The 22,841-nt window shown below is 32.7% G+C and carries 21 protein-coding genes; 13 read left to right on the top strand and 8 right to left on the bottom strand.

The genetic code is table 11. From position 1 onward, the window contains the following. Positions 1 to 4 precede the first annotated feature (4 nt). The 3 genes from MVE07_RS06350 to MVE07_RS06360 all read right to left on the bottom strand — a co-directional run bounded on the left by MVE07_RS06350 (position 5) and on the right by MVE07_RS06360 (position 2,182). Entirely contained in the window at positions 5 to 508 is a 504-nt protein-coding gene (locus MVE07_RS06350; protein WP_297455477.1) for a phosphate-starvation-inducible PsiE family protein, read from the bottom strand. Positions 509 to 624: 116 nt separating this feature from the next. Then, the gene (locus tag MVE07_RS06355) at positions 625 to 897 is read right to left on the bottom strand and encodes a hypothetical protein (protein WP_297455479.1); all 273 of its coding nucleotides are present in this window, start codon (positions 895 to 897) and stop codon (positions 625 to 627) included. Further along, complete coding sequence (locus MVE07_RS06360) at positions 890 to 2,182, bottom strand: lytic transglycosylase domain-containing protein (RefSeq protein WP_297455481.1); 1,293 nt, start codon at positions 2,180 to 2,182, stop codon at positions 890 to 892. Before MVE07_RS06360 ends, MVE07_RS06355 begins: the two co-directional genes overlap by 8 nt. A 115-nt stretch (positions 2,183 to 2,297) precedes the next feature. Between MVE07_RS06360 and MVE07_RS06365 the strand changes: the two genes are divergently transcribed. From MVE07_RS06365 to MVE07_RS06400, 8 genes are all read left to right on the top strand, one after another. Further along, positions 2,298 to 3,209, top strand: a complete 912-nt coding sequence (locus MVE07_RS06365) for a radical SAM protein (protein ID WP_297455483.1) — start codon at positions 2,298 to 2,300, stop codon at positions 3,207 to 3,209. 123 nt (positions 3,210 to 3,332) lie between these two features. Further along, the gene (locus MVE07_RS06370; RefSeq protein WP_297455485.1) at positions 3,333 to 3,770 is read left to right on the top strand and encodes a DUF2267 domain-containing protein; all 438 of its coding nucleotides are present in this window, start codon (positions 3,333 to 3,335) and stop codon (positions 3,768 to 3,770) included. A 108-nt stretch (positions 3,771 to 3,878) separates the two neighbouring features. Further along, positions 3,879 to 4,901, top strand: a complete 1,023-nt coding sequence (locus MVE07_RS06375) for an aldo/keto reductase (RefSeq protein ID WP_297455487.1) — start codon at positions 3,879 to 3,881, stop codon at positions 4,899 to 4,901. A gap of 36 nt (positions 4,902 to 4,937) precedes the next feature. Beyond that, complete coding sequence (gene glp / locus MVE07_RS06380) at positions 4,938 to 6,185, top strand: gephyrin-like molybdotransferase Glp (protein WP_297455489.1); 1,248 nt, start codon at positions 4,938 to 4,940, stop codon at positions 6,183 to 6,185. Further along, positions 6,182 to 7,288, top strand: coding sequence for a histidinol-phosphate transaminase (hisC, locus tag MVE07_RS06385; protein ID WP_297455491.1), 1,107 nt, complete (start codon positions 6,182 to 6,184; stop codon positions 7,286 to 7,288). Before glp ends, hisC begins: the two co-directional genes overlap by 4 nt. Before the next feature lie 167 nt (positions 7,289 to 7,455). Next, positions 7,456 to 8,427: a thiamine pyrophosphate-dependent enzyme gene (locus MVE07_RS06390; RefSeq protein ID WP_297455493.1), complete on the top strand. Its 972-nt coding sequence runs from the start codon at positions 7,456 to 7,458 to the stop codon at positions 8,425 to 8,427. Then, a complete protein-coding gene (locus MVE07_RS06395) occupies positions 8,414 to 9,391 on the top strand; it encodes an alpha-ketoacid dehydrogenase subunit beta (protein WP_297455495.1) in 978 nt (325 codons plus the stop codon). The genes MVE07_RS06390 and MVE07_RS06395 overlap by 14 nt, the downstream gene beginning before the upstream one ends. Next, positions 9,381 to 10,664 (top strand): dihydrolipoamide acetyltransferase family protein, encoded by a 1,284-nt coding sequence (locus MVE07_RS06400; protein ID WP_297455497.1) that lies wholly within the window; start codon positions 9,381 to 9,383, stop codon positions 10,662 to 10,664. Before MVE07_RS06395 ends, MVE07_RS06400 begins: the two co-directional genes overlap by 11 nt. A gap of 5 nt (positions 10,665 to 10,669) precedes the next feature. Here the strand turns inward: MVE07_RS06400 and MVE07_RS06405 are convergent, their stop codons facing one another. From MVE07_RS06405 to MVE07_RS06420, 4 genes are read right to left on the bottom strand one after another with little or no spacing between them, the layout of a single operon-like run. After that, positions 10,670 to 10,870, bottom strand: a complete 201-nt coding sequence (locus MVE07_RS06405; RefSeq protein WP_297455499.1) for a hypothetical protein — start codon at positions 10,868 to 10,870, stop codon at positions 10,670 to 10,672. Further along, complete coding sequence (locus tag MVE07_RS06410) at positions 10,867 to 13,248, bottom strand: EAL domain-containing protein (protein WP_297455501.1); 2,382 nt, start codon at positions 13,246 to 13,248, stop codon at positions 10,867 to 10,869. The genes MVE07_RS06405 and MVE07_RS06410 overlap by 4 nt, the downstream gene beginning before the upstream one ends. A gap of 9 nt (positions 13,249 to 13,257) precedes the next feature. Continuing rightward, positions 13,258 to 13,479 (bottom strand): hypothetical protein, encoded by a 222-nt coding sequence (locus tag MVE07_RS06415; protein ID WP_297455503.1) that lies wholly within the window; start codon positions 13,477 to 13,479, stop codon positions 13,258 to 13,260. Between the two features lie 15 nt (positions 13,480 to 13,494). Then, positions 13,495 to 13,734, bottom strand: a complete 240-nt coding sequence (locus MVE07_RS06420; RefSeq protein ID WP_297455506.1) for a hypothetical protein — start codon at positions 13,732 to 13,734, stop codon at positions 13,495 to 13,497. A gap of 58 nt (positions 13,735 to 13,792) precedes the next feature. On the opposite strand from MVE07_RS06420, the gene panC reads away from it, so the two are divergent. The 4 genes from panC to MVE07_RS06440 are packed head-to-tail and all read left to right on the top strand — an operon-like array spanning position 13,793 to position 18,312. Beyond that, positions 13,793 to 14,632 (top strand): pantoate--beta-alanine ligase, encoded by an 840-nt coding sequence (panC, locus tag MVE07_RS06425; RefSeq protein WP_297455508.1) that lies wholly within the window; start codon positions 13,793 to 13,795, stop codon positions 14,630 to 14,632. 2 nt (positions 14,633 to 14,634) lie between these two features. Next, positions 14,635 to 15,564, top strand: coding sequence for a MoxR family ATPase (locus tag MVE07_RS06430; protein ID WP_297455510.1), 930 nt, complete (start codon positions 14,635 to 14,637; stop codon positions 15,562 to 15,564). Further along, the gene (locus tag MVE07_RS06435) at positions 15,561 to 16,436 is read left to right on the top strand and encodes a DUF58 domain-containing protein (protein WP_297455512.1); all 876 of its coding nucleotides are present in this window, start codon (positions 15,561 to 15,563) and stop codon (positions 16,434 to 16,436) included. Before MVE07_RS06430 ends, MVE07_RS06435 begins: the two co-directional genes overlap by 4 nt. Continuing rightward, positions 16,426 to 18,312 (top strand): DUF3488 and transglutaminase-like domain-containing protein, encoded by a 1,887-nt coding sequence (locus tag MVE07_RS06440; protein ID WP_297455514.1) that lies wholly within the window; start codon positions 16,426 to 16,428, stop codon positions 18,310 to 18,312. Before MVE07_RS06435 ends, MVE07_RS06440 begins: the two co-directional genes overlap by 11 nt. Here the strand turns inward: MVE07_RS06440 and MVE07_RS06445 are convergent. After that, positions 18,286 to 20,643 carry a PAS domain S-box protein gene (locus MVE07_RS06445; protein WP_297455517.1) on the bottom strand — a complete coding sequence of 786 codons (2,358 nt, stop codon included), beginning with the start codon at positions 20,641 to 20,643 and terminating at the stop codon, positions 18,286 to 18,288. The two genes, MVE07_RS06440 and MVE07_RS06445, sit on opposite strands and share 27 nt — an antisense overlap. Positions 20,644 to 20,776: 133 nt before the next feature. On the opposite strand from MVE07_RS06445, the gene MVE07_RS06450 reads away from it, so the two are divergent. After that, positions 20,777 to 22,645, top strand: coding sequence for an EAL domain-containing protein (locus MVE07_RS06450; protein WP_297455519.1), 1,869 nt, complete (start codon positions 20,777 to 20,779; stop codon positions 22,643 to 22,645). The last annotated feature ends 196 nt before the right edge of the window (positions 22,646 to 22,841 follow it).

The following is a 22,841-nucleotide window of genomic DNA, read 5'->3' on the forward strand; positions in this document are numbered from 1 at the left end:
AAAATTATTCATTTTTAAGAGTTCTTGCAAGTCTTCTTGCCTTTAGTCTTTGGGGCTTTTGTTTAATCTCAAATTTTTCTTCAGAAACAAAGATATATTTAGGGACATAATACATCAATGCAAGAATTAGGGTAAGAACTCCTATTCCTATATAATCAAGAGGTTTAAAATGTGGCGCTTTTATAATTATTTCCCTTAAAACAGCAATAAGAGTTGTTTTTACTATTAGAGATGTATCAATCCGCCTTTCTTTCAAGTATTCTATTGTAAGCCTGAATAACTCAACAAGGATAAATAGATATATAAACTTTGGGATAAGGTCATAAACTTTAACTTTAGCTTTTGTTAAAGAAAGGAAAATATCATAGAGAGCATAAATACTAAGCATAAAAAGTAGTATTAGAAGTATAAGGACAATAATATCTTCTAAAAATTCAAGAAAATTCCCTAATTTCCTATGTATTTCATGGGGTTTTAATATATCTTTAAATCTATCCCTCATCGGCATCTGAACCTAATTTTAGTTTTGTTTTTTCTCTTCTATGTAGTCTTGTATAGACTGGAAAGCAAGTATAATGCCACCTATAGCGAGGATAGAAAGACCTATTATAGTTAAAATCATGATTAAGGTTTCCATTTTTCCAGCTCCTTTAGCTTTGTCCTAATAGTAATTACTATAATTAAAAAATAAATAGAAAATGTTAAAAAGACTACCAGTAAAAACACAAAAACTACTTCATACCATATGTTAGGTATATCAATAATTTTAGCTAAAGTTCCTATTCCTGCTCCAACAGTCAGAATCAAAATCAAAATAGTTCTGGTTAATCCTTCTTTAACCTTTAACTTCTCTATTTCTAATTTCTTAAGCTCTATCTCTTTTTGCAGATTATCCATTCATTTTAACTTTTATCAGCTTTTTAACCTGTTTAACATCCCTTTTCTTTACAGGGATGAATAGCTTCATATTAGGATAAATATTTCCCTTTAGCTTATTCCATAGTTTAATAACTGTTATAGAAACTCCAAACTTACGGGAGATTTTTCTTAAAGTATCTCCTCTTTTAACTCTGTAATAAAAACCTTTTTGAGTATAAATCAACTCGTCTGTCAGGTCAATTAAGCCTCTATAATAATCGGGAGGTGCAAGGATATATGATGGAACAGTAATTATCATCTTAGAGTTAATATAGGAAGATTTTAAATGATTTAGTTTTTTTAGCCTTTTGACTGATGTATGGAATTTTTTGGCTATTTTAGCAAGGGTATCCCCCTTTTGAACCTGATAATTAATCAATGCTGGATATTTTTTCAGTGGTGCATTTTCTACAACATATAAAACAGCATTTTTCATTCCCTTTGGAACATACAGGTTATATTCCTGATTATCAGGTGGAATAACGCCCCTTTTTAGATGGGGGTTCATCTCTTTTAGTTTTTTATATGGAATACCTGTATTTTTTGCTATATATTTAAGAGATACAGGTTTGTTTAGTTTTACTACATCATAGCTAATATAGTCATAATTGAAATTTTCCTTTTTCAATAAATCTTTGACTATTATTACCGTTGCAATAAAGTTAGGCACGTAATTTCTGGTTTCCCTTGAAAGATACTCATCTATATCCCAAAAATTTCTTGCCCTGTATCTGTTGATTTTTCTTATTATTGTTCCTTCACCTGCATTATAACTGGCAAGGGCAAGTCCCCAATCTTCAAAAATGCTATGCAAGTCTTTTAGATAAAGGGCTGCTGCTATTGTGGATTTTTCAGGGTCGAGTCTTTCATCAACCCATTTGTTTATTTTCAGCCCATACGTTCTGGCTGTATGAGGCATAAACTGCCATAATCCCCGAGCTCCTGCAGGGGATTTTACATAAATGTTGAAATGGCTTTCTATTATTGGTAGAAAAGCCATATCCTCCGGAATTCCATATTCTTTGAAGATTTTTCTTATGGCAGGAATATATTTTTTTCCTCTGTTGAGGATAATCTTTATTCTTGGTAAACCTCTCTTTCTAAAAAGGATTACCCTGTTTCTAATCAGAGAATAGTTAGCAATTCCTATCTTTTGTAGTTTAAAGTTTTTATAAGCCCATGAGTTAGACTTCTCTATTTCCTTTGCAGTAGCCAAGAAAAACACTACAAAAAATGCTATAATTAATCCTGAAAATCTTTTCATTTCTGCCGTAACTACCGCTCCTTAATAATTTTTATTGAAATTTAACATTAAACACTCAAATTATTTATAATATGGCTCATAAAAATTAAATGCAACTGGAATATAAATAAAAGTTATGAAATACCTGTTTGGACCTGTTAATTCACGACGATTTGGACTATCTCTGGGAATTGATTTATCTCCAGATAAAAAATCGTGCAATTTTGACTGCCTTTATTGTGAGCTGGATAAGGCTAAACCGGTTTCCACCATACAAAATGAACCTAACCCAGATGAGATAGTAGCCGAAGTAAAGCATTTTTTACAAAAAAATCCATATCCTGAGGTCATCACAATAACTGCAAATGGCGAGCCAACCTTATACTCAAAACTTGATGTGCTAATTGAAAAACTACAAAAGATAAAAGGAAACTCCCAGCTTCTCATACTTTCAAATGGTTCAACAATTCACAAAAAAGAAATCCAGGAAGCTTTGAAAAATCTTGATATTGTTAAGATTTCCCTTGATGCTGCTGACCAGAGAACATTTCAAAAAGTTAACAAAACACTTAAGGGAATAAAAGTAGAAAATATAATTCAGGGACTACAAGAATTCAGGAAAATTTTCAAAGGAACTCTTGTTATTGAAATTTTGGTGGTAAAAAATGTAAATGATTCACCTGAAAATATAAAAAAGATAGCCGAAGTTTTAAAGGATATTAAACCTGATAGAGTTGACCTTGGAACTGTTGACAGACCTCCTGCATACCGTGTTTTTCCGGTATCAGACGAAGAACTACTTAAATTAGGGGAGTGTCTTAAGGATTTTAATCTAAATATCATAACCCGTGGTAAAGATAATATTCTCTCTGAATTCCAGTTATCAGAGGAAGAAATCCTGAACACATTTAAACGAAGACCTTACACATATTCAGACATAGAAAAGGTTTTTAATCAAGAAACAGTAAACAAAATTAAAGATATGATTTCCAATGGAAAACTTATTGAAAAGAAAGTAGGAAATACTTTTTTCATACTTCCAGGGTAGCTTATCAAAAATTTTCACCTAATATTAATAGAAGTCCTTAATTCCTAAATCTCAGGATTGAAGTTGATAAAAATTGACTTATATTTTTTATGTGAAAAATCATAAAACAAAGGAGGGCGAGCCATGAATTTCGAAAAATATGTCCAAAAAGGAAATGAGTTCTTAAAAGAACTTGCAGAAGAACTTGGAACTCCAGGAGATAAAGACAGAGCTGCAAGAATACTCCGTGCAGTATTACACGCCCTTAGAAAAAGACTTACACCAGAAGAATTTTTAGATTTACTCGCACAACTACCAATGTGCATTAAAGCAATAGCTGTGGATGGCTGGAGAATTCATGAAAGTCCGGATAAGTCTATTAAACATATAGATGACCTTATAGAAGCAGTTATGGAAGAGGACAGAAGAACTGCAGCAAGAGACCTTGGTAATGAAGAACATGCCAAAGAAGCTATAAAAGCTGTAATAAGAGTAATCAAAAGACATGTATCTGACGGTGAAATAAAAGATGTAGAAGCTGAACTTCCAAAACAACTAAGAGAGTTTATAGAAGAAGCATAATTTCAAAGCCCCGTTTAAGCGGGGCTTTTTTATTTTCCCCTAATAAAAATCATTTTTTTATCTTTCCAAATATCCTTTAATTTTCCTCAAAAACTCAGGAGAAGTTCCGTGATATATAAAAATTTTGCCAATATGAAATTATCAGAGATAGGAATAGGAACATATCTTGGTCAGCCTGATGACCAGACAGACCAGAATTATCTGGAAACAATCACAGAAGGAATCAAAAGAGGAATTACCGTAATAGATACAGCCATAAACTACAGGAATATGCGAAGTGAAGTTGTTGTTGGAAAAGCTATAAAAAGCACAAATAGAAAAGATGTTTATATTTCTACTAAAGGTGGATATCTTGCGGTTCCATATAATATTCAGCAGGATGCAACCCAGTGGTTTAAAGAAAATTTTGTCCAGACAGGGATAGTATCTCCTTCAGAAATCACCCAAACAGGAAATATTATTTCTACTAAATATATAGACTGGGCTTTTGAGCAGAGCTTAAAAAATTTGGACACAGATTATATTGATATCTACTTTTTGCATAATCCGGAAGACCAACTACTGAAATTTGATAGAGAGGCTTTTTTAGACAGATTAAGGGGTGTTTTTAGACTTCTAGAAGGAAAGGTTCAGGAAGGTAAACTCAGATTTTATGGTCTTGCCACCTGGAATGGCTTTAGAGTTCCTGAAAACCACCGGCAATATCTAAATCTGTATGAGATATACCAACTGGCTAAAGAGGTAGGGGGAGAATCTCATCATTTTAGATCTATACAACTGCCTTATAATCTGGCTATGCTTGAGGCGTATAATCTGAAAAATCAAGAGATAAATGGAGAGAAACTATCCACCCTTGAAGCAGCCGAAAAACTTGGAATTTATACATATATCAGCGCACCAACCATGCAAGGAAGATTAATCAGGCCGGTAGCTCCTGAAATCTTAGAAAGATTTAAAGTCAAAAAATATTCCCATATTCCTATCCAATTTGTAAGAAGCACAAAAGGAGTAGGAACAACGCTAATAGGAATGTCAAAAAAGCAGCATTTATTAGAAAATCTTGAGATAGAAGATATCCAACCACTACCTCCTGAAGAAATAGATAATATGATAAACTCAAGAAAAATTTAATATAATTGTGTTAAATCAGCCTCAAAGGAGCTCAAAATGATAAGCTATGAAAAAGCAGTTAAGATAATCGTTGATAACACAAAAAGACTTGGAATTGAAAAGGTATTTCTGGATAAAGCACTTGGAAGAGTTCTTGCAGAAGATATATATGCAGATGCAGATAATCCCCCTGCAGATAACAGCGGTATGGACGGCTTTGCTGTCAGGTATGAGGATATAAAAGGTGCAACAGAAGAAGAACCTGCTGTGCTTGAAATTATTGGGGAATCAAAAGCAGGAGGAGAACCTGTATTAGTCAAACCGGGAACAGCCGCTTATATATTCACAGGAGGATTAATTCCCGAAGGAGCCGATACAGTTATCCAAAAGGAATTAGCAAAAGTAGAAGATAACAAGGTTTTTATATTTCAGGAACTACATAAAGGAGCAAATATAAGACCACAGGGCGGAGATTATAAAAAAGGAGACCTATTAATTAAAAAAGGCAAAAGGCTAAGACCTGCAGAGATAGGAATTTTGTCATCTGTAAACAAGCCTACCGTTTATGTTTATCAGGTTCCACGGGTTGGAATTATAACAACAGGGGACGAAATAATAGATGTTGGAGAACCATTTGAAAGAAAATCCCAGATTAGAACATCAAACACTTATTCAATATATTCACAGGTGATAGAAGCAGGTGGAGAACCCGTAATAATAGGATTTGCAAAAGATGAGCCTGCAGATATTGAGAGAAAACTGTCCTATGCTAAAAGCTGCGATATTTTACTGACAACAGGTGGCGTTTCTGTAGGAGAATATGACCTTGTTAAAGATTTCGTTGTTAAAGTCCTTGGAGTAGAAATACTATTCTGGAAGGTAAAACAAAAACCTGGAAAACCTGTTGCATTTGGCGTTTGGGGGGCAGAAAAAGAAAAACTATTTTTCGGTATTCCCGGTAACCCTGTTGCAGCAATGGTTGTATTTGAAAATATGGTAAAACCTGCTATTAGAAAAATGAGAGGGGATGAAAAATTATTTAATCCTGTAATAAAAGCAAAACTAAAAGGCGGATATAAAAGAAAAAAAGGGGAAAGGTTGGAGTTTATCAGGGTTGCACTGGAACTTACAGATGAAGGTTTTATTGCAACACCTTTTGGTAAACAAGGTTCAAACATACTGACAGGAATGGTTTATGCCCATGGCTTTGGAATTGTCGATGTAGGAATCACAGAAATAAAAGACGGAGAAGAAATCAAAGTTAGCGTATTTGATACATCATTTATGGAAGGTGAAAAAATATGATTGAACACCCTAAATATTTAAAAAATGTGCAGATATACCAGCCGGGAAAACCTATTGAAGAGCTCCAAAGGGAGCTTGGTATTAATGAGATAGTAAAACTGGCTTCTAATGAAAACCCTTTTGGATGTTCTTTATTTGTTAAGAAAAAAATAGAAGCAGAAGCAACAAATATAAATAGATATCCTGATGGTGGAGCTTATTATCTAAGAAAGGCTTTATCTGAATTTCTTGTTGTTGACCCAGACCAGATTATATTCGGGAACGGCTCAAATGAAATTCTTGATATGATAGCAAGGGTTTTTCTCGCAGGTGGAAAAGAGGCATTATTTTTTCAGGGAAGCTTTGTTGTTTACAAGCTGGTAACCCAAATTAATGGTGGAAAGTTCAGAGAAATTCCCCTTGAGTGTGATTTTTCAAGGGATTTAAATAAACTCCTTGATGCTATAACCCCAGAAACAAGGGTTATATTTATTGATAATCCCTGTAATCCTACAGGTTTTGCCAATAAAAAAGAAGAATTTAATGAGTTTATCAAAAATTTACCTGACCATGTTCTTCTGGTTATTGATGAGGCATATTTTGAGTATGCAAGGCATCACGGGGTTCCCGATTCGGTAAACTATATCAGAAGAATAAATCCTGAAATTCCTGAAAAAAATATTATTGTTCTGAGGACTTTCTCAAAGGCTTACGGCCTTGCAGGCCTCAGAATAGGATATGGTATTGCCAAAAAAGAAATAATTGAAATACTGGAGAAAGTCAGACAGCCTTTTAACACAAATCATCTTGCACAGGTTGCCGCTATAGAGGCTTTAAAAGACCAGGAATTTGTTGAGTTTTGTGTTCAGGAAAATGAAAAAGGAAAAGAACAGCTTTATGAAGGTTTAGAAAGAAGGGGTATAGAGTTTATCCCCACCTATGCAAATTTCATAATGTTTAAAGTGGATAATGCAAGAGAAATTTATGAAAACTTGCTTAAACTGGGGATTATAGTTAGACCGGCATTTGGATTTGATAATTATTTGAGAGTTTCCATTGGTAGACAGGATGAGAATGAAAAATTCCTGAAAGCACTGGATAAACTTGGAATTTCCTGTAAATAAAAGTCTTTCAACATTATTACTTTTTAAAAATTCTTTGGTCAATGTTTTTAATAAAATTTTTGAATTCTTTTACGTATATCACATCTTAACAGGCAAAATATTCAATTGCTTTTCTCAGTAACAGACCATAAATTAAAAATATAAGAATAATCTCAAAGGGTCATGAGATGGGAAAGTCAATAGTAGAACGTGCCTATTATCTAATGAAATTAGGCCGTGTCTTTGAAGAAAGAGCCAAAGAAGAGTATATGAAAGGAAATATCGCAGGTTTTCTCCATCTTGCAATCGGTGAAGAGGCAGTCCATGTTGGTGCTACACTTGCTTTTGGCAAAGGAGATATTTTTGTTCACTACAGGGAGCATGTCTGGGCACTTGCCAGAGGAATATCCCCGAAAGCTATAATGGCTGAGTTGTTCGGAAAAGTAACAGGTGTTTCAAAGGGAAAAGGCGGTTCAATGCATCTTTACGAACCTTCAATGAATTTTTACGGTGGTAATGCAATTGTCGGAGCCCATATTCCACATGCAGTAGGAGCAGCTTACGCAAGAAAATATCTTGGACATACTGAAGGAGTCCTTGTTGCATTTGGAGATGGAGCAACGAATGCAGGTAATTATTATGAGTCCCTTAATCTTGCTGCCTTATGGGAGCTACCGGTTTTATTTCTAAATGAAAATAACTTTTATGCAATTGGAACAAGAGTTGATAGAGCATCTGCCATAAAAGAGCTTTACAAAAAAGCAAAAGAATATATGCCTGCAATAAGAGTAGATGGTATGAACTTTTTTGAAGTCTATGATGCTGTTTCAAAAGCAAAAGAATATATAGAAACTGAAGGAAAACCTTATTATATAGAGGCTGTTACATATAGATATGAACCACATTCTATGTCAGATCCGGGAGATTATAGGTCACCGCGGGAATTAAAAGTTTTCCATGATAAAGACCCTATAGAATTCCTGAAAAAAGAAGGTTTAAAAAGAGGTCTGTTAACAGAAGAATTTATAGAGACTACAGATAAAAGGGTTGAAAGGGAGATAGAAGAAGCAGTTAAGTTTGCATTAGAATCTCCTGAACCAGACGATAAAGAGCTTTATACAGATATTTTCTGTGAGGTGTGCACCGATGTTATACCGTGAAGCTTTAAATAAAGCACTTGATGAAATGATGGCAAAGGATGAAACAGTTGTTATTCTGGGTGAAGATGTTGGTTTTTACGGAGGAAACTACAGAGTTACAGAAGGACTTTATGCAAAATATGGAGAGAAAAGGGCAATAGATACCCCTATCGCAGAAAACTCCATAGTTGGAAATGCCATTGGAATGGCACTTGGTGGTTTAAGACCTGTTGCAGAAATAATGACAGTGAATTTTATACTAATAGCTATGGATCAGATTGTTAACCAGATGGCAAAACTCAGATACATGAGTGGCGGGAAAATAGAACTTCCCATGGTTGTAAGAACGCCACAAGGAGTATCAAAACAGCTTGCAGCCCAGCACTCACAGAGTTTAGAGAGATTTTTTGCTTCTGTTCCAGGGCTTATTACAATGGTAGCTTCTGATGCAACAGCTGCTTATTATGGTCTGAAATATGCAATAGAACTTGATGACCCTGTTATATTCCTTGAACATGAGCTTTTATATCCGATGAAAATGGAAATACAGGAAAGAAAGGATTTTAACCCATTTAAAGCAGATATTGTAAAAGAGGGAAAAGATATAACCATTGTTTCATATCTTAAAATGCTTCACGACACCTTAAAGGCTGTGCCTGTTATAGAAAAAGAGCTTGGCGTATCTGTTGAGGTAATTAATCTGCATTCATTAAATCCCCTTGATATGCAAACAATCGGACAATCCATTAAGAAAACAAGAAGATTTGTTATAGTCACAGAAGAACCTAAAACAGGTAGCTATGCTGCAGAAGTTGTTTCAAGGGTAACCGAAGAGTTTTTCTATCAGCTTGACGCACCACCATTGCGTATATGCGGTGAAGATGTTCCAACGCCTTATAACAGAAAGCTTGAACTATTATCCATACCAACACCTGACAAAATTGCAAAACAAATTATTTATTGGGGAAAAGAAAATGGAATATAAAATGACAATGCCTCAACTTACAGATACTATGGAAGAAGGCAAAATTGTCAGATGGCTAAAAAAAGAAGGTGATTATGTAAAGAAAAATGAGCCTATAGTTGAGATAGAGTCAGATAAAGCCGTTATAGAAGTCCCATCTATGAGGGAAGGAATTTTAAAAAAGATATTGGCTGAGGAAGGAGAGGAACTACCGGTGGGAGCTCCTATTGCAATAATAGAAACCGAAGCCAGAGCAGGAGAAACAGAGGAAAAACAACCATCTGAAACTGAAGAAAAAGAAATCTCTCAGCAGCCTGAAATAAAAGAAGAACAACCACAACCTCAACCTGAAAAAGAAGAAGAAATAAAAATTGAAATACCGGAGGAAATTCCAGCCCAAAAACTTCCTGCAGGGACGGCATCACCTGCTGCCCGTCAGCTTGCAGCTAAATATGGTATAGATATACAAAAACTACAAGAGGAAGGTAAACTTCCTGTTCCTGCCCATGAAAAAGATATCAAAAAATTTGCATTTGAGAGATATTTCTCAAAGCAGGCATTAGAATTGCTAAACAAATATGGTTTAGATCCAGAAGAAGTTTACAATGAAATTAATAAAAAGAAAATATCACAGAAAGACCTTGAGAAATATATCAAAGAGAAGAATATTCCCTACACATATAAACCATCTGATATCCAAAGCATACTAATAAAAAATCTTTCAAAAAGCACCCAGATCCCCACATATCACATTAAATATAAATACAATATTAGTTATTTTCTTAAAGACGAGGAAAAAACTGGCTTTACACTTACAACTTATCTTATAAAACTGTTTGGAGATGTTTTACAAGAATTTCCAAAGCTTAGAACTGTTTATCGTGATGGTCAGTTTTATCAATATCCGGCATCTAATATATCCGTTGCTGTTGCAGTAGGAGAGGAACTTTTTAATCCAACGGTAAAAAATGTTGAAGAAAAATCTTTAAAAGATATCTATAATAGGCTAAAAGAGATAAAACAAAAGGCAAAAGAAAAAAAACTTGGAATTGAAGATATTCAAGGAGCTACGTTTTCCATATCTAATCTTGGAATGTTCGGTATAGAAGAATTTGACGCAGTTCTGCCACCGCATCATGCAGCAATCGTTGCAATTGGGAAAGCTGTTGATGGAATAATAACAGCTGTTTTCACTTTTGACCACAGAGTAATAAACGGAGCTGAAGCAGCAGAATTTGTTATAGGAGTAGAAAAAAAACTGAAAGATAAAAAATATTTATCTTCTCTAAAATGAAATTTCTATTTTAAAATTTTGAGAATTTGAAGAAACTCTTGAGGTTCATAAATAGGAATTTCTTTTACTTTAAAATCTTTAGTATTTCTGGTTATTACTGCATCTACATTGGAGTGTATAGCAGATGCATAAATAACAGCATCCTCAAAATCCTTTAGTTCTATATAAAATAAACGTTTTTTATGTTTTTTATAAAATTTTTTCAAGAATTACTTAATAATTTCTCAAACGGTTTAGGTGGTGAAAGATAATATCCCTGGCAGTAATCTATTTCCAGATTTTTGGCCATTTCATAAACTTCTTCTGAATGAACAAATTCTGCTATAGTTCTTATTCCTAATTTTTTCGCGAAATTTATTATGGTTTCAACAATAACCTGTGAATATAAATCCTTATCAATGTTTTTTATAAGAGAACCATCTATTTTTAGAAAATCAACATCAAGTTTAAGAATATACTCAAAATTTGAATATCCACTGCCAAAATCATCTATGGCAATTCTACCGCCTAACTTTTTTACTTCTTTAAAAAATTCTGAAACTTCCGTATAGCTTTTTATACCTTCAGACTCAAGAATTTCAAATACAACTTTGTTTTTAAAATCTTCCTGACTTAGATAATCAAAAATCATTCTTGTAATTTCCCTATTATGAATATCCTCTACTGATATATTTATTGAAAAATCTTTGTTGATATTTCTAAAGTTTTCAAATGTTTTTTGGAGAACTTTTTTAGTTATTTCCGGATAAAGTTTTGCCTTTTTTGCAATATCAAGAAATTCTTTAGGATTTAAGACTTTCCCATCAAAATCAATAAGTCTAACAAGAGCTTCAAATTTGCTTAGATTACCCGTTTTTGTTTCAAATATTGGCTGGTAATGGACTATTATTCTGTCTGATTTCAGGGCATCTTTTATTTTCTTGGTGATAAGAATATTTTTTTCATAAAGTTCTTTCATTTGTAGTTCATCTTTGTAATAAACAACAGGCTTTTTATTTGTCTTAGCATACTTTAAAGCCATATCTGCTTTATTGAGAATACCATGATTTTCTAGAGATATACCTGCTGTAATTGATATATATATCTCGTTATCCTCATAAACAATTGGGGTTTCTTGAATATGGTATATAAGCTGATTTATTACCCTTTCAAACTCATGGGATTGTATATATCTGATGGCAAGAACTGCATATTCATCTGCAGATAGTTTATATAATCTGTAGCTGGAGTCTGTAAGAAATTCTTTGATTTCCTTTCCTAATTGTTTTAAAACAAAATCTCCCACCTGATATCCATAAAAATCATTAATTTCTTTAAAATCATCTATGTTAATTATTGCAAGTTTTGGACTTACAATATCTTTGAGGTCTTCTATTAGTTTTAAACGATTTGGTAGTCCTGTTAATGGGTCTGTGTATAATCTTTTTTCAAGTTTTTTAGTTAACTCTTCTAATTCTTTTTCCCTCTGGATTATATCTGTAATATCCCTTTTGATCCCCACATAGTATTTATCATTTCCTTCTTTATCTTTTACTGCAAGAGCAACAATATCAAGGTATTTTTTATTTCCGTGGCGGTCTATTGTGGTGGATATAAATCTTAATCTGCCTTTCTTTTTTAACTGCTTAAGGGTTTCTTCCGCATTGGGAATTTTCAGAAAATCAGGAAATCTTTTTCCTCTGATTTCTTCTATAGTATACCCTAAAAGCTCTTCATTGGATTTATTCTGGTCTACATATCTGCCTTCTGTATCTATGATACCGATTGCATCAAGGGTGTTTTCATAAATAGTTTTATAAAGATTCAGGAAGTTTTCTTTTTCTTTTAACTCTGAAACATCTTTTAGAATAAGAATAACACCTTTTACATCTGTATTTTTACCTAGAGATGAAGCAACAATATGCATAGGTATTTCTTTGTCATCTATAATTAATTTACTGGTGAAACTTTTACAGGTTCTTTTATTCTTTATAATTTCATGGAATAGTTCTTTTATAGGAAATTCTTTATTGTTTGCTCTGACAAAAATTTTCTCTGTTATGTCTGATATGTTACTTAATTTTTCTTTTGCCGCATCGTTACTTAAGATAATATTTCCATTTTCATCAAGAACAAGAAATATATCAGGAATACTGGATAAAACATTTTCAAGAAAATTTTTGGTTTTAGTTAACTCTTTGGTTCTATTTTGGACAATTTCCTCAAGGGTTTCTGCATATTTTTCCAACTGTTCTTTTAGAATATTAAGATAGGTTAAGTCTCTGGCATTTATTATAATCTGCTGAACTTTTCCATTTTTAATAGCTCCCACCCTTATAATAACCCTTATCTTTTTCCCTGTGTTTGATATCAGATAGGCTTCTTGGTCTTCTACAGAAAAATTATTTTCAATTGAATGGATAAGAGAATCTATATGCTGGCTGTCTATTATTTTATCAGCCGGTTTGCCTAAGATTTCTTCAGGAGAAAATTCAAGAACTTCACAAAAGGTTTTGTTTATATATATAATCTCTTTATCTGGTTTTATTACAAAGATAATGTCAGGTGCGTTGTCGAGAACTCTGCACTTTAGATTGTTTTCCATAATATCCCTTTACCTGTTATCAATCATATACCTTACTTCCTCGAACCATCTTAATGCCTCCTCTTTATTATCGAAAATTTTTCCATGAAATGTAGATTTGTCAGAGGGAGCTGTTGTGTAAAATACCCACTGGTATGTTTCCCCATAAGGTTCAGAACTTACTGTTATAAGCTCAACACCCACAATCTCTTCAGAGTTTAAAAATGTATTTTCTTCTATTTCTATAAACATAACTGTGGCCTCCTTTCAGGCAGTTTTTTCTGCCTTTTCAGCTTCAAGCTGGGCTTTTTTCTTTTTAAACCATCTTACTGATGAATATATGAGAATTAAACCAATAATCAATCCAGAAATTAGTTTGGCTGTAAAAACATCAACATTCCATATCCTAACTGCAGAGAACCATAAAAAGACATATATTAAGTATGAACCATATAAAAGAAGGGCTACTGAAAATGCTTCCCATAATATTTTTGGAAGTATACTCATATTTTTACTCCATTAATTTTTTATAATTATTATAACTTTTTAGTATGGAGTGGTGAGAATGCTCGTAAAATCTGTAGAAGAAATGAAAAAGATAGTTAAAAGGCTTAAAGAAGAAGGTAAATCTATAGGTTTTGTTCCAACAATGGGTTATCTTCATGAGGGGCATATCTCACTTATGAGATGTAGTAAAAGGGATAATGATATAACTGTTGTGAGTATTTTTGTAAATCCTATACAGTTTGGTGTAAATGAAGACCTTGATAGATATCCAAGGGATTTAGAACGGGACCTTCAGATATGCAAAAAAGAAGGAGTAGATTATGTTTTCCATCCTTCAGTTGAAGAGATGTATCCTGAAGGATTTTCAACTTATGTGATAGTAGAAGGATTAACAGAAGGGTTATGTGGTGCTTACAGACCGGGACATTTTAAAGGTGTCACAACTGTTGTAAACAAACTATTTAATATTGTTAAGCCGGATAGGGCTTATTTCGGGGAAAAAGATTATCAGCAATTAAAGGTCATTCAAAGAATGGTAAAAGACCTGAATATGAATGTTCAGGTAATAGGATGTCCTATTGTGAGGGAGCCTGATGGTCTTGCAATGTCCTCAAGAAATAAGTATCTCTCCCCTGAAGAGAGAAAAGCCGCTTTGTCCCTTAGTAAAGCACTATTTAAAGCAAAGGAATTATTTGAATCTGGAGAAACTGATATAAATAAGATAAGAAAAGAAATGGAAAAAATAATTTTGTCCCATCCAGAAGTTAAAGAAATTCAGTATATAGAATTCGTTGATGCTGAAACACTTGAGCCAAAAGAAAAACTTGAAAAAGGCACCGTAATTGCACTGGCAGTATTTATAGGAAATACAAGACTAATAGATAACATAAAGGTGTAAATATGCATGTAAAAAATGAAAAAATTCAGGGAATTATAGAAACCTTATCCCAGTTTTTACATGGGAAAGAACAGGCATTAAGATTGTCTTTAATTACATTTTTCTCAAGGGGACATCTGCTTATAGAAGACATGCCCGGTCTTGGTAAAACAACCCTTGCCATAGGGATAGCCAAAATAATGGGGCTTTCCTTTGGAAGAATACAGGCAACCAGTGATTTGCTTCCTACAGATATTACAGGAGTTTCAATCTATAATAAACAGCTTCAAAGGTTTGAGTTTCATCCGGGACCTATTTTTAATAATATCGTGCTGGTTGATGAGATTAACAGGGCTACTCCGAAAACCCAGAGTGCCTTACTTGAGGCTATGGGAGAAAAACAGGTGACAGTTGAAGGGGAAACATATAAACTCCCCAAACCATTTTTTGTTATAGCTACACAAAACCCTGTTGAGCAATTTGGAACATTTCCCCTCCCTGAATCTCAGATGGATAGATTTATGATGAAAATAAGTATAGGATACCCTTCCAGAGAAGCAGAAAGAGAAATTCTAAAAGGCGGTAGCAAAAGGGAGGAGCTTTACAGAATTAGTCCTATACTGGACAAAGAAGAAGTTATGAAAATACAAAATGAGATTGAACAGGTCTATCTATCAGACAAAGTTATTGAATACATACTGGATATAGTTGAAGCAACCAGAAAATCTAAATATTTTGCCTCTGGACTATCAATCAGAGGAACATTAACTCTGGCAAAAACGGCACGGACAAATGCATATTTTAAAGGCAGAGATTATGTAATTCCTGAGGATATAAAGGAGCTTTTACCTTACACGATACCACACAGGGTGATACTACACGAAATTTATCAAAATACTGACAGCGAGGAACTGATATTATCGGTGGTGGAAAAAATTCCCGTTCCGGCATGATTAAAATAACCAAGGCCGGATGGATATATATAGGGCTTACCATATTTTTAGGGGTTGCAGCTGTAAACACAGGAAATAATCTTGTTTATCTGATAGTTTCTGCAATGCTGAGTTTTATGGGAATTTCTGGATTTTTTGGAAGAAAAAATCTTGATAAGCTTCAGATTGAACTGAAATTCCCTGAAGAGATTTATGCCGGCATTGAAACTCCTGTAAAAATTGTTATAAAAAACAAAAAAAGATTTTTACCCTCTTTTTTGCTGAAAATTAGTATAAATAACCAAAAATCTGTAGTTCCCTATATAGACCCTTCCGGAGAGTTTGACCTGCATTTAACCTTAAAATATAACCGGAGAGGATGGCATATATTAGAGTCTATAGAAATATGTTCAGTCTTCCCGTTTAATTTCTTTGTTAGATGCAAAGAAACTCCTGTTAATCAAAGGTTTATAGTTTTTCCAAAACCTGAAAAATGTAATTTGCTTTTCTTTTACAAGAATACAAAATCAGCAGGAGAATACCAATCAGATATTATAGGCACACAGGGGGAACTTATATCAATAAAGGATTACTCCCCTGGAGACCTTTTAAAGCTAATTCACTGGAAAGCAACAGCAAAAACTGGACAACTAAAAACTAAAGAGCTAACAGAGGAAACTGTGCGTCCTGTTTTGATTGATTTTGAAAATGTAAACATTCCGGATATAGAAAAAAGGATTTCCTGTATAACATACAGCATATTACAGATGCACAAAGAAGGTATTCCCTTTGGACTGAAAATCGGGAATATATTATTTCCTCCTGAGTTTTCCACAGCAAACAAAGTAAAAATACTAACAGCACTGGCAGAATACGGAAAAAATGAAGATTAAACAAATAGTCTTTCTTATAACTTATGTAATAGGGTTTATTGGTTTTTTATCGGTGGCACGGTTTGTTGATTATTTGTATGACATTGTATTTTTAATTTTATTTATTGCAGGTGCTTACTCAGACTACAAAAATAAATATCCTGTCCCCCGTATAGCTTTAAACATTATTTCTCTAATTGTTGTGATTTTTATGGCCACCAGAATAAGTGCAGATAACTTAGTTATACCTTCTATAGAAACGCTTCTTGTTTTACTTGGTATTAAATTTCTGGAAAACAAAGAATTTAGAGATTTTATGCAGATATACATGATTTCTGTATTTCTATTGGCTGGCTCTGCCCTTCTTACGATAGATATATCCTTTATGCTGTTTTTTATTCTGCTATTTTTCCTTGTGGTTATCGGGGCAATACTTCTTACCTATTACACACAGGATAAGGAGCTTGTAATTGAAAAAAGTGTTTTCAAAAAGCTCTTGATAAGGCTTACCATAATTCCTGTGGTAGCAATCCCGTTTACAGCTTTACTATTTATAATTCTTCCAAGAAGTCAGTATCCTGTTTTTAATTTTCTAAACTCTCAATCAACAGGGAGAACAGGATTTTCTGATTCTGTCCAGCTGGGAGATGTTTCTCAGATACAGAAAGACAATACCATTATAATGAGATTAAAAACAGACAAGCCCCTTGATAAAGAAAATACATATTTCAGGGGAATTGTTCTGAACTTTTTTGATGGTCATAGATGGTATAGAAGATTTCTAAGCTCAAAAGAAGAAGTTTCAGGTAAGGTTATTAAACAGGAAATAATATTGGAACCCTATGGAAACAAATACATTTTTGCTATTGATGTTCCTGTTAAATTTAATAGACCTGTCAGAAAATATAATGATTTTACATTTATGAGCTATAGAAGAATTTTTAATAGAATAAAATATACAGCTTTATCCGTGGTTACGAGCAGAATAAAGGTAATAAAAATAGATAAAAGAGGGTATCTGCAATATCCAAAAAACATTAATCCTAAAATCATAAAATTAGCAAAACAGCTTAAAGGCAGAACAGACATTGAAACGGTCCAAAATGTTGTTGGTTATCTGAAAAAATATAAATACTCCCTGAAAAACTTAAAAAAAGGCAAAGACCCTTTATATGACTTTCTGTTTGTTTCTAAAGCAGGAAATTGTGAGTATTTTGCATCTGCAGCTGCTGTTTTGCTCAGAATAGACGGTATTCCGACAAGACTTGTTGCAGGATATCGAGGGGTCAGGTATAACGAGCCGGGAGATTTTTATTATGTGCCCCAGAGTTTTGCACATACATGGATAGAAAGCTATATAGATGGCTACTGGTATAAGTTTGACCCTACACCTTCGTATTCAGCAAGGGTTTTAGAAAAAAGAGAAAAGTCAGTAATCGTGGAAAAAATCAGGGCATTCTGGGAAGCTGTAGAGTATGCATACATAAACATGGTTATAAATTTTGATTTCAGCAAACAAATGAAACTACTAAGAAAAACAAGTTCCATAGCAAAAAGTTTTAGAAACTATTTATCCATAGATAAATATTTGATTATAAAACTTGTTATTTTTACCTCAATTGTTTATCTGATTTTTTATTTTGTCAGGCACAAACCCACTTTATTTTTACCACCTGAAAAAAGATTACTTTATGCGTTTTTGAAAAAAATGGAAAAATACGGTTATAAAAAAGAAATAAACGAAGGTCTTGAAGAGTTTGTAAACAGAATTGATAATGCGGAATTAAAACAGAAAGCCTACAAGTTTGTATTTTTTTATCAAAATATTTACTACAGAGATAAACAATTTACCCCTGAAGAAATAAAGCATCTAAAAGATATTATCCGTGATATCTGAATAGAATGTGTATCTATTTTTACCTGTAAATTTAGAGTGATACATGGCACGGTCTGCATATTTAACAAGGGTTTCCAGTTCAACTGCATCATCAGGAAGAACAGCAATACCTATACTTGCCCCTATATGTATGTAATGACCATTTATAAAAATTGGCTTATCAAGATTTGATAAAAGTTTATAGGCTATTCTAATTATGTCTTCTTTTGAATAAACATCTTTTAATATGACCACAAACTCGTCACCTGCAAGTCTTGCAACAAAATCATCTCTTCTAACAGACTTTTTGAGCCTTTTTGCAACTTCAATCAACAATTTATCTCCGACTTCGTGACCATAAGTATCATTTACTTCCTTAAATCCATCAAGGTCTATGAATAAAAGAGCAATTTTACTATGGTCTCTAAGGGCTTCCTGAATCATCGATCTTAGCTTTATAAAAAAGTAAGTCCTGTTCGGGATTCCAGTGAGGGTATCATAATAGGCAAGGTTTTCCAGTGTTTTTTCCTTATGTTTTCTCATTGTGATATCTGTTATCATAGCTATGTAATTTGTAACCTTCCCATCTGTTTTTACCTGAATTAAAGAAAGCCATACAGGAAAAACCTCACTATTTTTCTTCAGTGCGATAAGCTCACCTTGCCATTTACCTTTTATTTTTACTGAATGCCATATTTTCTGAAATTCCCTGTGTTTAGCCCTAAATATAGGTAAGAATGTTATATCTGTTCCAATAAGGTCTTTTTTACTAAATCCTGTAAGTTCTTCAAGTTCTTTATTAATTCTGAGGACTTTACCGTTGCTATCGGTGATAATAATTCCTTCCAGAGCATTTTCAAAAACTATAGAAGCAAGTTTAAGTTCTTTTTCTGCTACTTTTCTTTCTGTTATGTCTCTTATCAGGAGTTGTATATATTTTTTATCTCTTATTGAAAATACACTTGCAGAAATCTCTGCAGGGAAAAATGTATCATCTGATTTTTTTACATTTGCTTCAAATCTGGAATGGCCTGTGCCCAATAGTTTTGTAAGCAAATATTTAAAATGCTTCTTAAAGTCCTCACTGAAAAGCTCCCTTACATTCATAATTCTAATGTCAAACTTGTTATAACCGAGTTTATAAACTGCTTTTTGATTTGTATCAATAATATTTCCTTCAAGGTCTGTGATAATAATGATGTCATTTGAATACTCAAACAGGTTTCTGTATCTTTCTTCATTTTCAAGGACTTTTTGATAGGCTTTATGAATTTCGGTAATATCGTAAACTATACCTATAAGCTTTTCTTTTGGTGTATTTTCGTGGATGATTTTAGCTTTTTCCTTTATTATTTTTTCTCCACCATAGTTTATTCTGTATTCTATCTCATAAGACCTTTTATACTTTATTGCTTCAAGCCTAACTTCAAAAACAGTTCTTCTATCTTCTGGATCAACAAGCTCTAAAAATTCATTAAAACTCATAACACACTTTTTATCTTTACCACAAAAAATACTCTGAGCCTCTTCAGAAAGGAAAAAGCTAAGAGTATGTGGTTCAAACTCCCAGTATCCTAATCTTGCCAGTTCCTGTGCTTCATGGAGCTTTTCTTTTGTTTCCTTAAGTTTTTCTATTGTTTCTTTAAGCTGTTTTTCTCTTAAAAGTCTATTTGTGATATCCCTGAATATACCAAGAACTGCAGGTTTACCTTCATATGTGATTACAGAGGGGTTAAACTCAAATATCCGTTCCTGACCATCTTTTGTTTTTAATTTAATCTGAAAATCTTTTTCTTTTTCTAATAACTCATCAAGATTAAGACCCATTATTTGATATAGGCTTTTATCCTTAATTTCTTCAGGATCATAACCTAAAATTTCCTTAATTTTTGCATTGGCATACTTTATTTTATTTTCCTGAAGAATCAAAATAATCTCATTAACACCTTCAACGATGGAATGCCATTTTTCCTCACTTTCTTTAAGTTTTTCTTCTTTTTTCTCTTTGTTTCTTATCCACTGGTAAAAGGCAATAATAGTTAAAACAACTCCCGGAAGTTTTACAGCAATTTCTGAAAAAAGTAAGTAATGTAATTTTTCATTTGTTAAAAAATAGGAAATAAAATTTGCCTGACCTGCGAGTATCAAAATAAAACCAAGATTTACTTTATAATAAACTTCCGGAATATCTTTGAGTCTTTGGGTTAGATAATAAGCTCCAATGAGTACAAGAATTATAATTGAATTAGGAACAAGAACAGAATAATCAATATTTTCCCTAAGCCCAAAATAATATATGTTGAATACAATTATCAGTATTACTAAGATTGAGGATAAGAAAACTCTTAACATATTTTTAATTTTATTAATAAGAAAAAATTTTCAACTTTTCTTATTATAACTTATAATAAGATTTGTTTTAAATTTTTCGGTTATTGTTATATAATTATAAGTTGAATTTGATTAAAATGAATAGGGGGAGAAAATGGCAAGTAAAAAAACCATTTTAAGTATAGCGATAGATAGAGACTTACTGGCCAAGCTTAAGAAGCTATCCGAAGAAAAGGCATCTTCTGTCTCAAAGTTAATAAGTAACTTAATAGAAGAAGCACTATATCTGGAAGAGAATGTTTTTAAAGACGATATATATCAGAATATTGACTGGCTCAGTGAAGAATGGAGAGATAAGCTACAGGTTTTGTTTACAAAAGTTCTTGATACTACTCCAGACCCAATATGGATTAAAGATTTAAACCTAAAATTTATCTACGTAAATCAGGCATTTGAAAAAGCCTTTGGTGTTAAAAGGGAAGATGTAATCGGTAAAGGAGATGTTGAGGTATTACCTCCTGATGTTGCTAAAGAGTGTATATACTCTGATATGAAAGCCCTTGAGAAAAAAGAATCTTCACACTCTATAGAAAAAGTTCCTTCAAAAAATGGTAAAGAAATTATATTTGATGTAATTAAAACTCCTATATTTGATAGGACAGGAAAGCTAATTGCCATTCTGGGAATATCAAGGGATATAACAGAAATAATAAATATTCAGAAAGAGCTTGAAAGGAAGAACAAAGAGCTTGAGGAAGCATATCAACAGCTAAGGAATATATATGAATATGACGTGGTAACAGGTCTTCTAAACAAAGAAAAATTTATACAAGAAATACGTAAAAAATTGGATAAAGCAAATAGCAAAGATAGATTTGAGTTTATTTTAATGGAAGTATCTAACTTAATATATGCAAATGAAGTTTATGGCTATGAATTTGGTAACAAAATTTTAAAAGAGTTTGCTGAAGCATTAAAAAAAGCCCTTGAAGAAAACAATTTTGAGTTTGTATTGGGAAAGTTAAGCGGTAATAAATTTGGTCTTTTAGTAAAAAGTGAGGTTTCTGATAGAAGACTTCTAAGAAAATTTTTAAATTTCTTGAAAAATCTAAGAATACTTACTCCTGATGATAATTACTTTATACCAAAAATCAGTTTTGTTATTAAAGATATTACTAAAAAAGACAAAGATGATTTTGAAAAACTAATTGTTTATATGGAAGATATTCTTTCAAGAGTTAGAGAAAATAGAAGAAAAAATTATTTGATACTAAGAAATAATATGTCTATCTATGAAAAAGCAATAGAAGCCCAGAAAAAACTCAAAGAAGAAATAGAAACAGGTAAATTTTCCCCATCCCTTAAGCCTATTGTTGAATTGAGCACAGGGAATAAAGTTTCTTATGAAGTTTCCTGTGGATTAAGCGATATTAAAGATGAAAATTTATGTCATTTATTGGACAGCAGTTATATTGAAGCACCTCTCAGTCAGTTAGATGAAAAGATAATCCAGCTTGTGAAAAGAAAGGTTTATCCAAAACTAAAAGATAATGAAAAAGTATTCTTAAAATTAAGGCAACAATCTATTGAATTGATGCTCAATATGCCTGACTCAGATATTACAAAAGATGTCCTTTATATAAAGGACAAAGCTGTTTTTGAAATTTCAGAAGACACATTTGTAAAAAATATTGGAACACTCCATGAATTAAAAAATTCTTATAATTTACAGTTTTGCTTAGATGAATTCGGAACAGGTAATGCCTCTATAAAAAATCTAATCAGAATGCTTGAATATGAAATGTTCCAGTATATAAAAATAAGTGAAAGTTTTATAAGAACATCTATGGTTTCAGCAAAAAGAAAAAGAGTTTTAAAAGGTGTGATAGCTGTTACCTCAGAATTCGGAATAAAAACCATTGCATCCGGTATATCTTCCGAGAAATTGCTGGATTTTGTAAAAGAAATAGGCTTTGATTATGCAACAGGAAAGTTATTTAATGAAGAAAAAAAGATATTTTAGAATTTAAAGCGGGAAGGGGAGGAGGAAAACAAGCAACTACGCCACATTAATCAGATTAAACCTATCTGCATATTTACTAAAGATAAGTTCTTTTAACAACGGATGTTTTTCTAACTTTGGGTCTTTGCTTATCAGTTCTTCAGCTTCTTTTTTAGCATATTCAAGGATTATTCTATCTTTGGGACGGGTAAAATCC

The sequence above is a fragment of the Persephonella sp. genome, assembly GCF_027023985.1.
Classification (GTDB): Bacteria; Aquificota; Aquificia; order Aquificales; family Hydrogenothermaceae; genus Persephonella_A.

Coding starts and splice junctions, on each gene's coding strand:
- MVE07_RS06350 (WP_297455477.1), bottom strand. CDS start 508: ATGCCGATGAGGGATAGATTTAAAGATATATTAAAACCCCATGAAATA.
- MVE07_RS06355 (WP_297455479.1), bottom strand. CDS start 897: ATGGATAATCTGCAAAAAGAGATAGAGCTTAAGAAATTAGAAATAGAG.
- MVE07_RS06360 (WP_297455481.1), bottom strand. CDS start 2,182: ATGAAAAGATTTTCAGGATTAATTATAGCATTTTTTGTAGTGTTTTTC.
- MVE07_RS06365 (WP_297455483.1), top strand. CDS start 2,298: ATGAAATACCTGTTTGGACCTGTTAATTCACGACGATTTGGACTATCT.
- MVE07_RS06370 (WP_297455485.1), top strand. CDS start 3,333: ATGAATTTCGAAAAATATGTCCAAAAAGGAAATGAGTTCTTAAAAGAA.
- glp (WP_297455489.1), top strand. CDS start 4,938: ATGATAAGCTATGAAAAAGCAGTTAAGATAATCGTTGATAACACAAAA.
- hisC (WP_297455491.1), top strand. CDS start 6,182: ATGATTGAACACCCTAAATATTTAAAAAATGTGCAGATATACCAGCCG.
- MVE07_RS06390 (WP_297455493.1), top strand. CDS start 7,456: ATGGGAAAGTCAATAGTAGAACGTGCCTATTATCTAATGAAATTAGGC.
- MVE07_RS06395 (WP_297455495.1), top strand. CDS start 8,414: ATGTTATACCGTGAAGCTTTAAATAAAGCACTTGATGAAATGATGGCA.
- MVE07_RS06400 (WP_297455497.1), top strand. CDS start 9,381: ATGGAATATAAAATGACAATGCCTCAACTTACAGATACTATGGAAGAA.
- MVE07_RS06410 (WP_297455501.1), bottom strand. CDS start 13,248: ATGGAAAACAATCTAAAGTGCAGAGTTCTCGACAACGCACCTGACATT.
- MVE07_RS06415 (WP_297455503.1), bottom strand. CDS start 13,479: ATGTTTATAGAAATAGAAGAAAATACATTTTTAAACTCTGAAGAGATT.
- MVE07_RS06420 (WP_297455506.1), bottom strand. CDS start 13,734: ATGAGTATACTTCCAAAAATATTATGGGAAGCATTTTCAGTAGCCCTT.
- panC (WP_297455508.1), top strand. CDS start 13,793: ATGCTCGTAAAATCTGTAGAAGAAATGAAAAAGATAGTTAAAAGGCTT.
- MVE07_RS06430 (WP_297455510.1), top strand. CDS start 14,635: ATGCATGTAAAAAATGAAAAAATTCAGGGAATTATAGAAACCTTATCC.
- MVE07_RS06435 (WP_297455512.1), top strand. CDS start 15,561: ATGATTAAAATAACCAAGGCCGGATGGATATATATAGGGCTTACCATA.
- MVE07_RS06440 (WP_297455514.1), top strand. CDS start 16,426: ATGAAGATTAAACAAATAGTCTTTCTTATAACTTATGTAATAGGGTTT.
- MVE07_RS06445 (WP_297455517.1), bottom strand. CDS start 20,643: ATGTTAAGAGTTTTCTTATCCTCAATCTTAGTAATACTGATAATTGTA.
- MVE07_RS06450 (WP_297455519.1), top strand. CDS start 20,777: ATGGCAAGTAAAAAAACCATTTTAAGTATAGCGATAGATAGAGACTTA.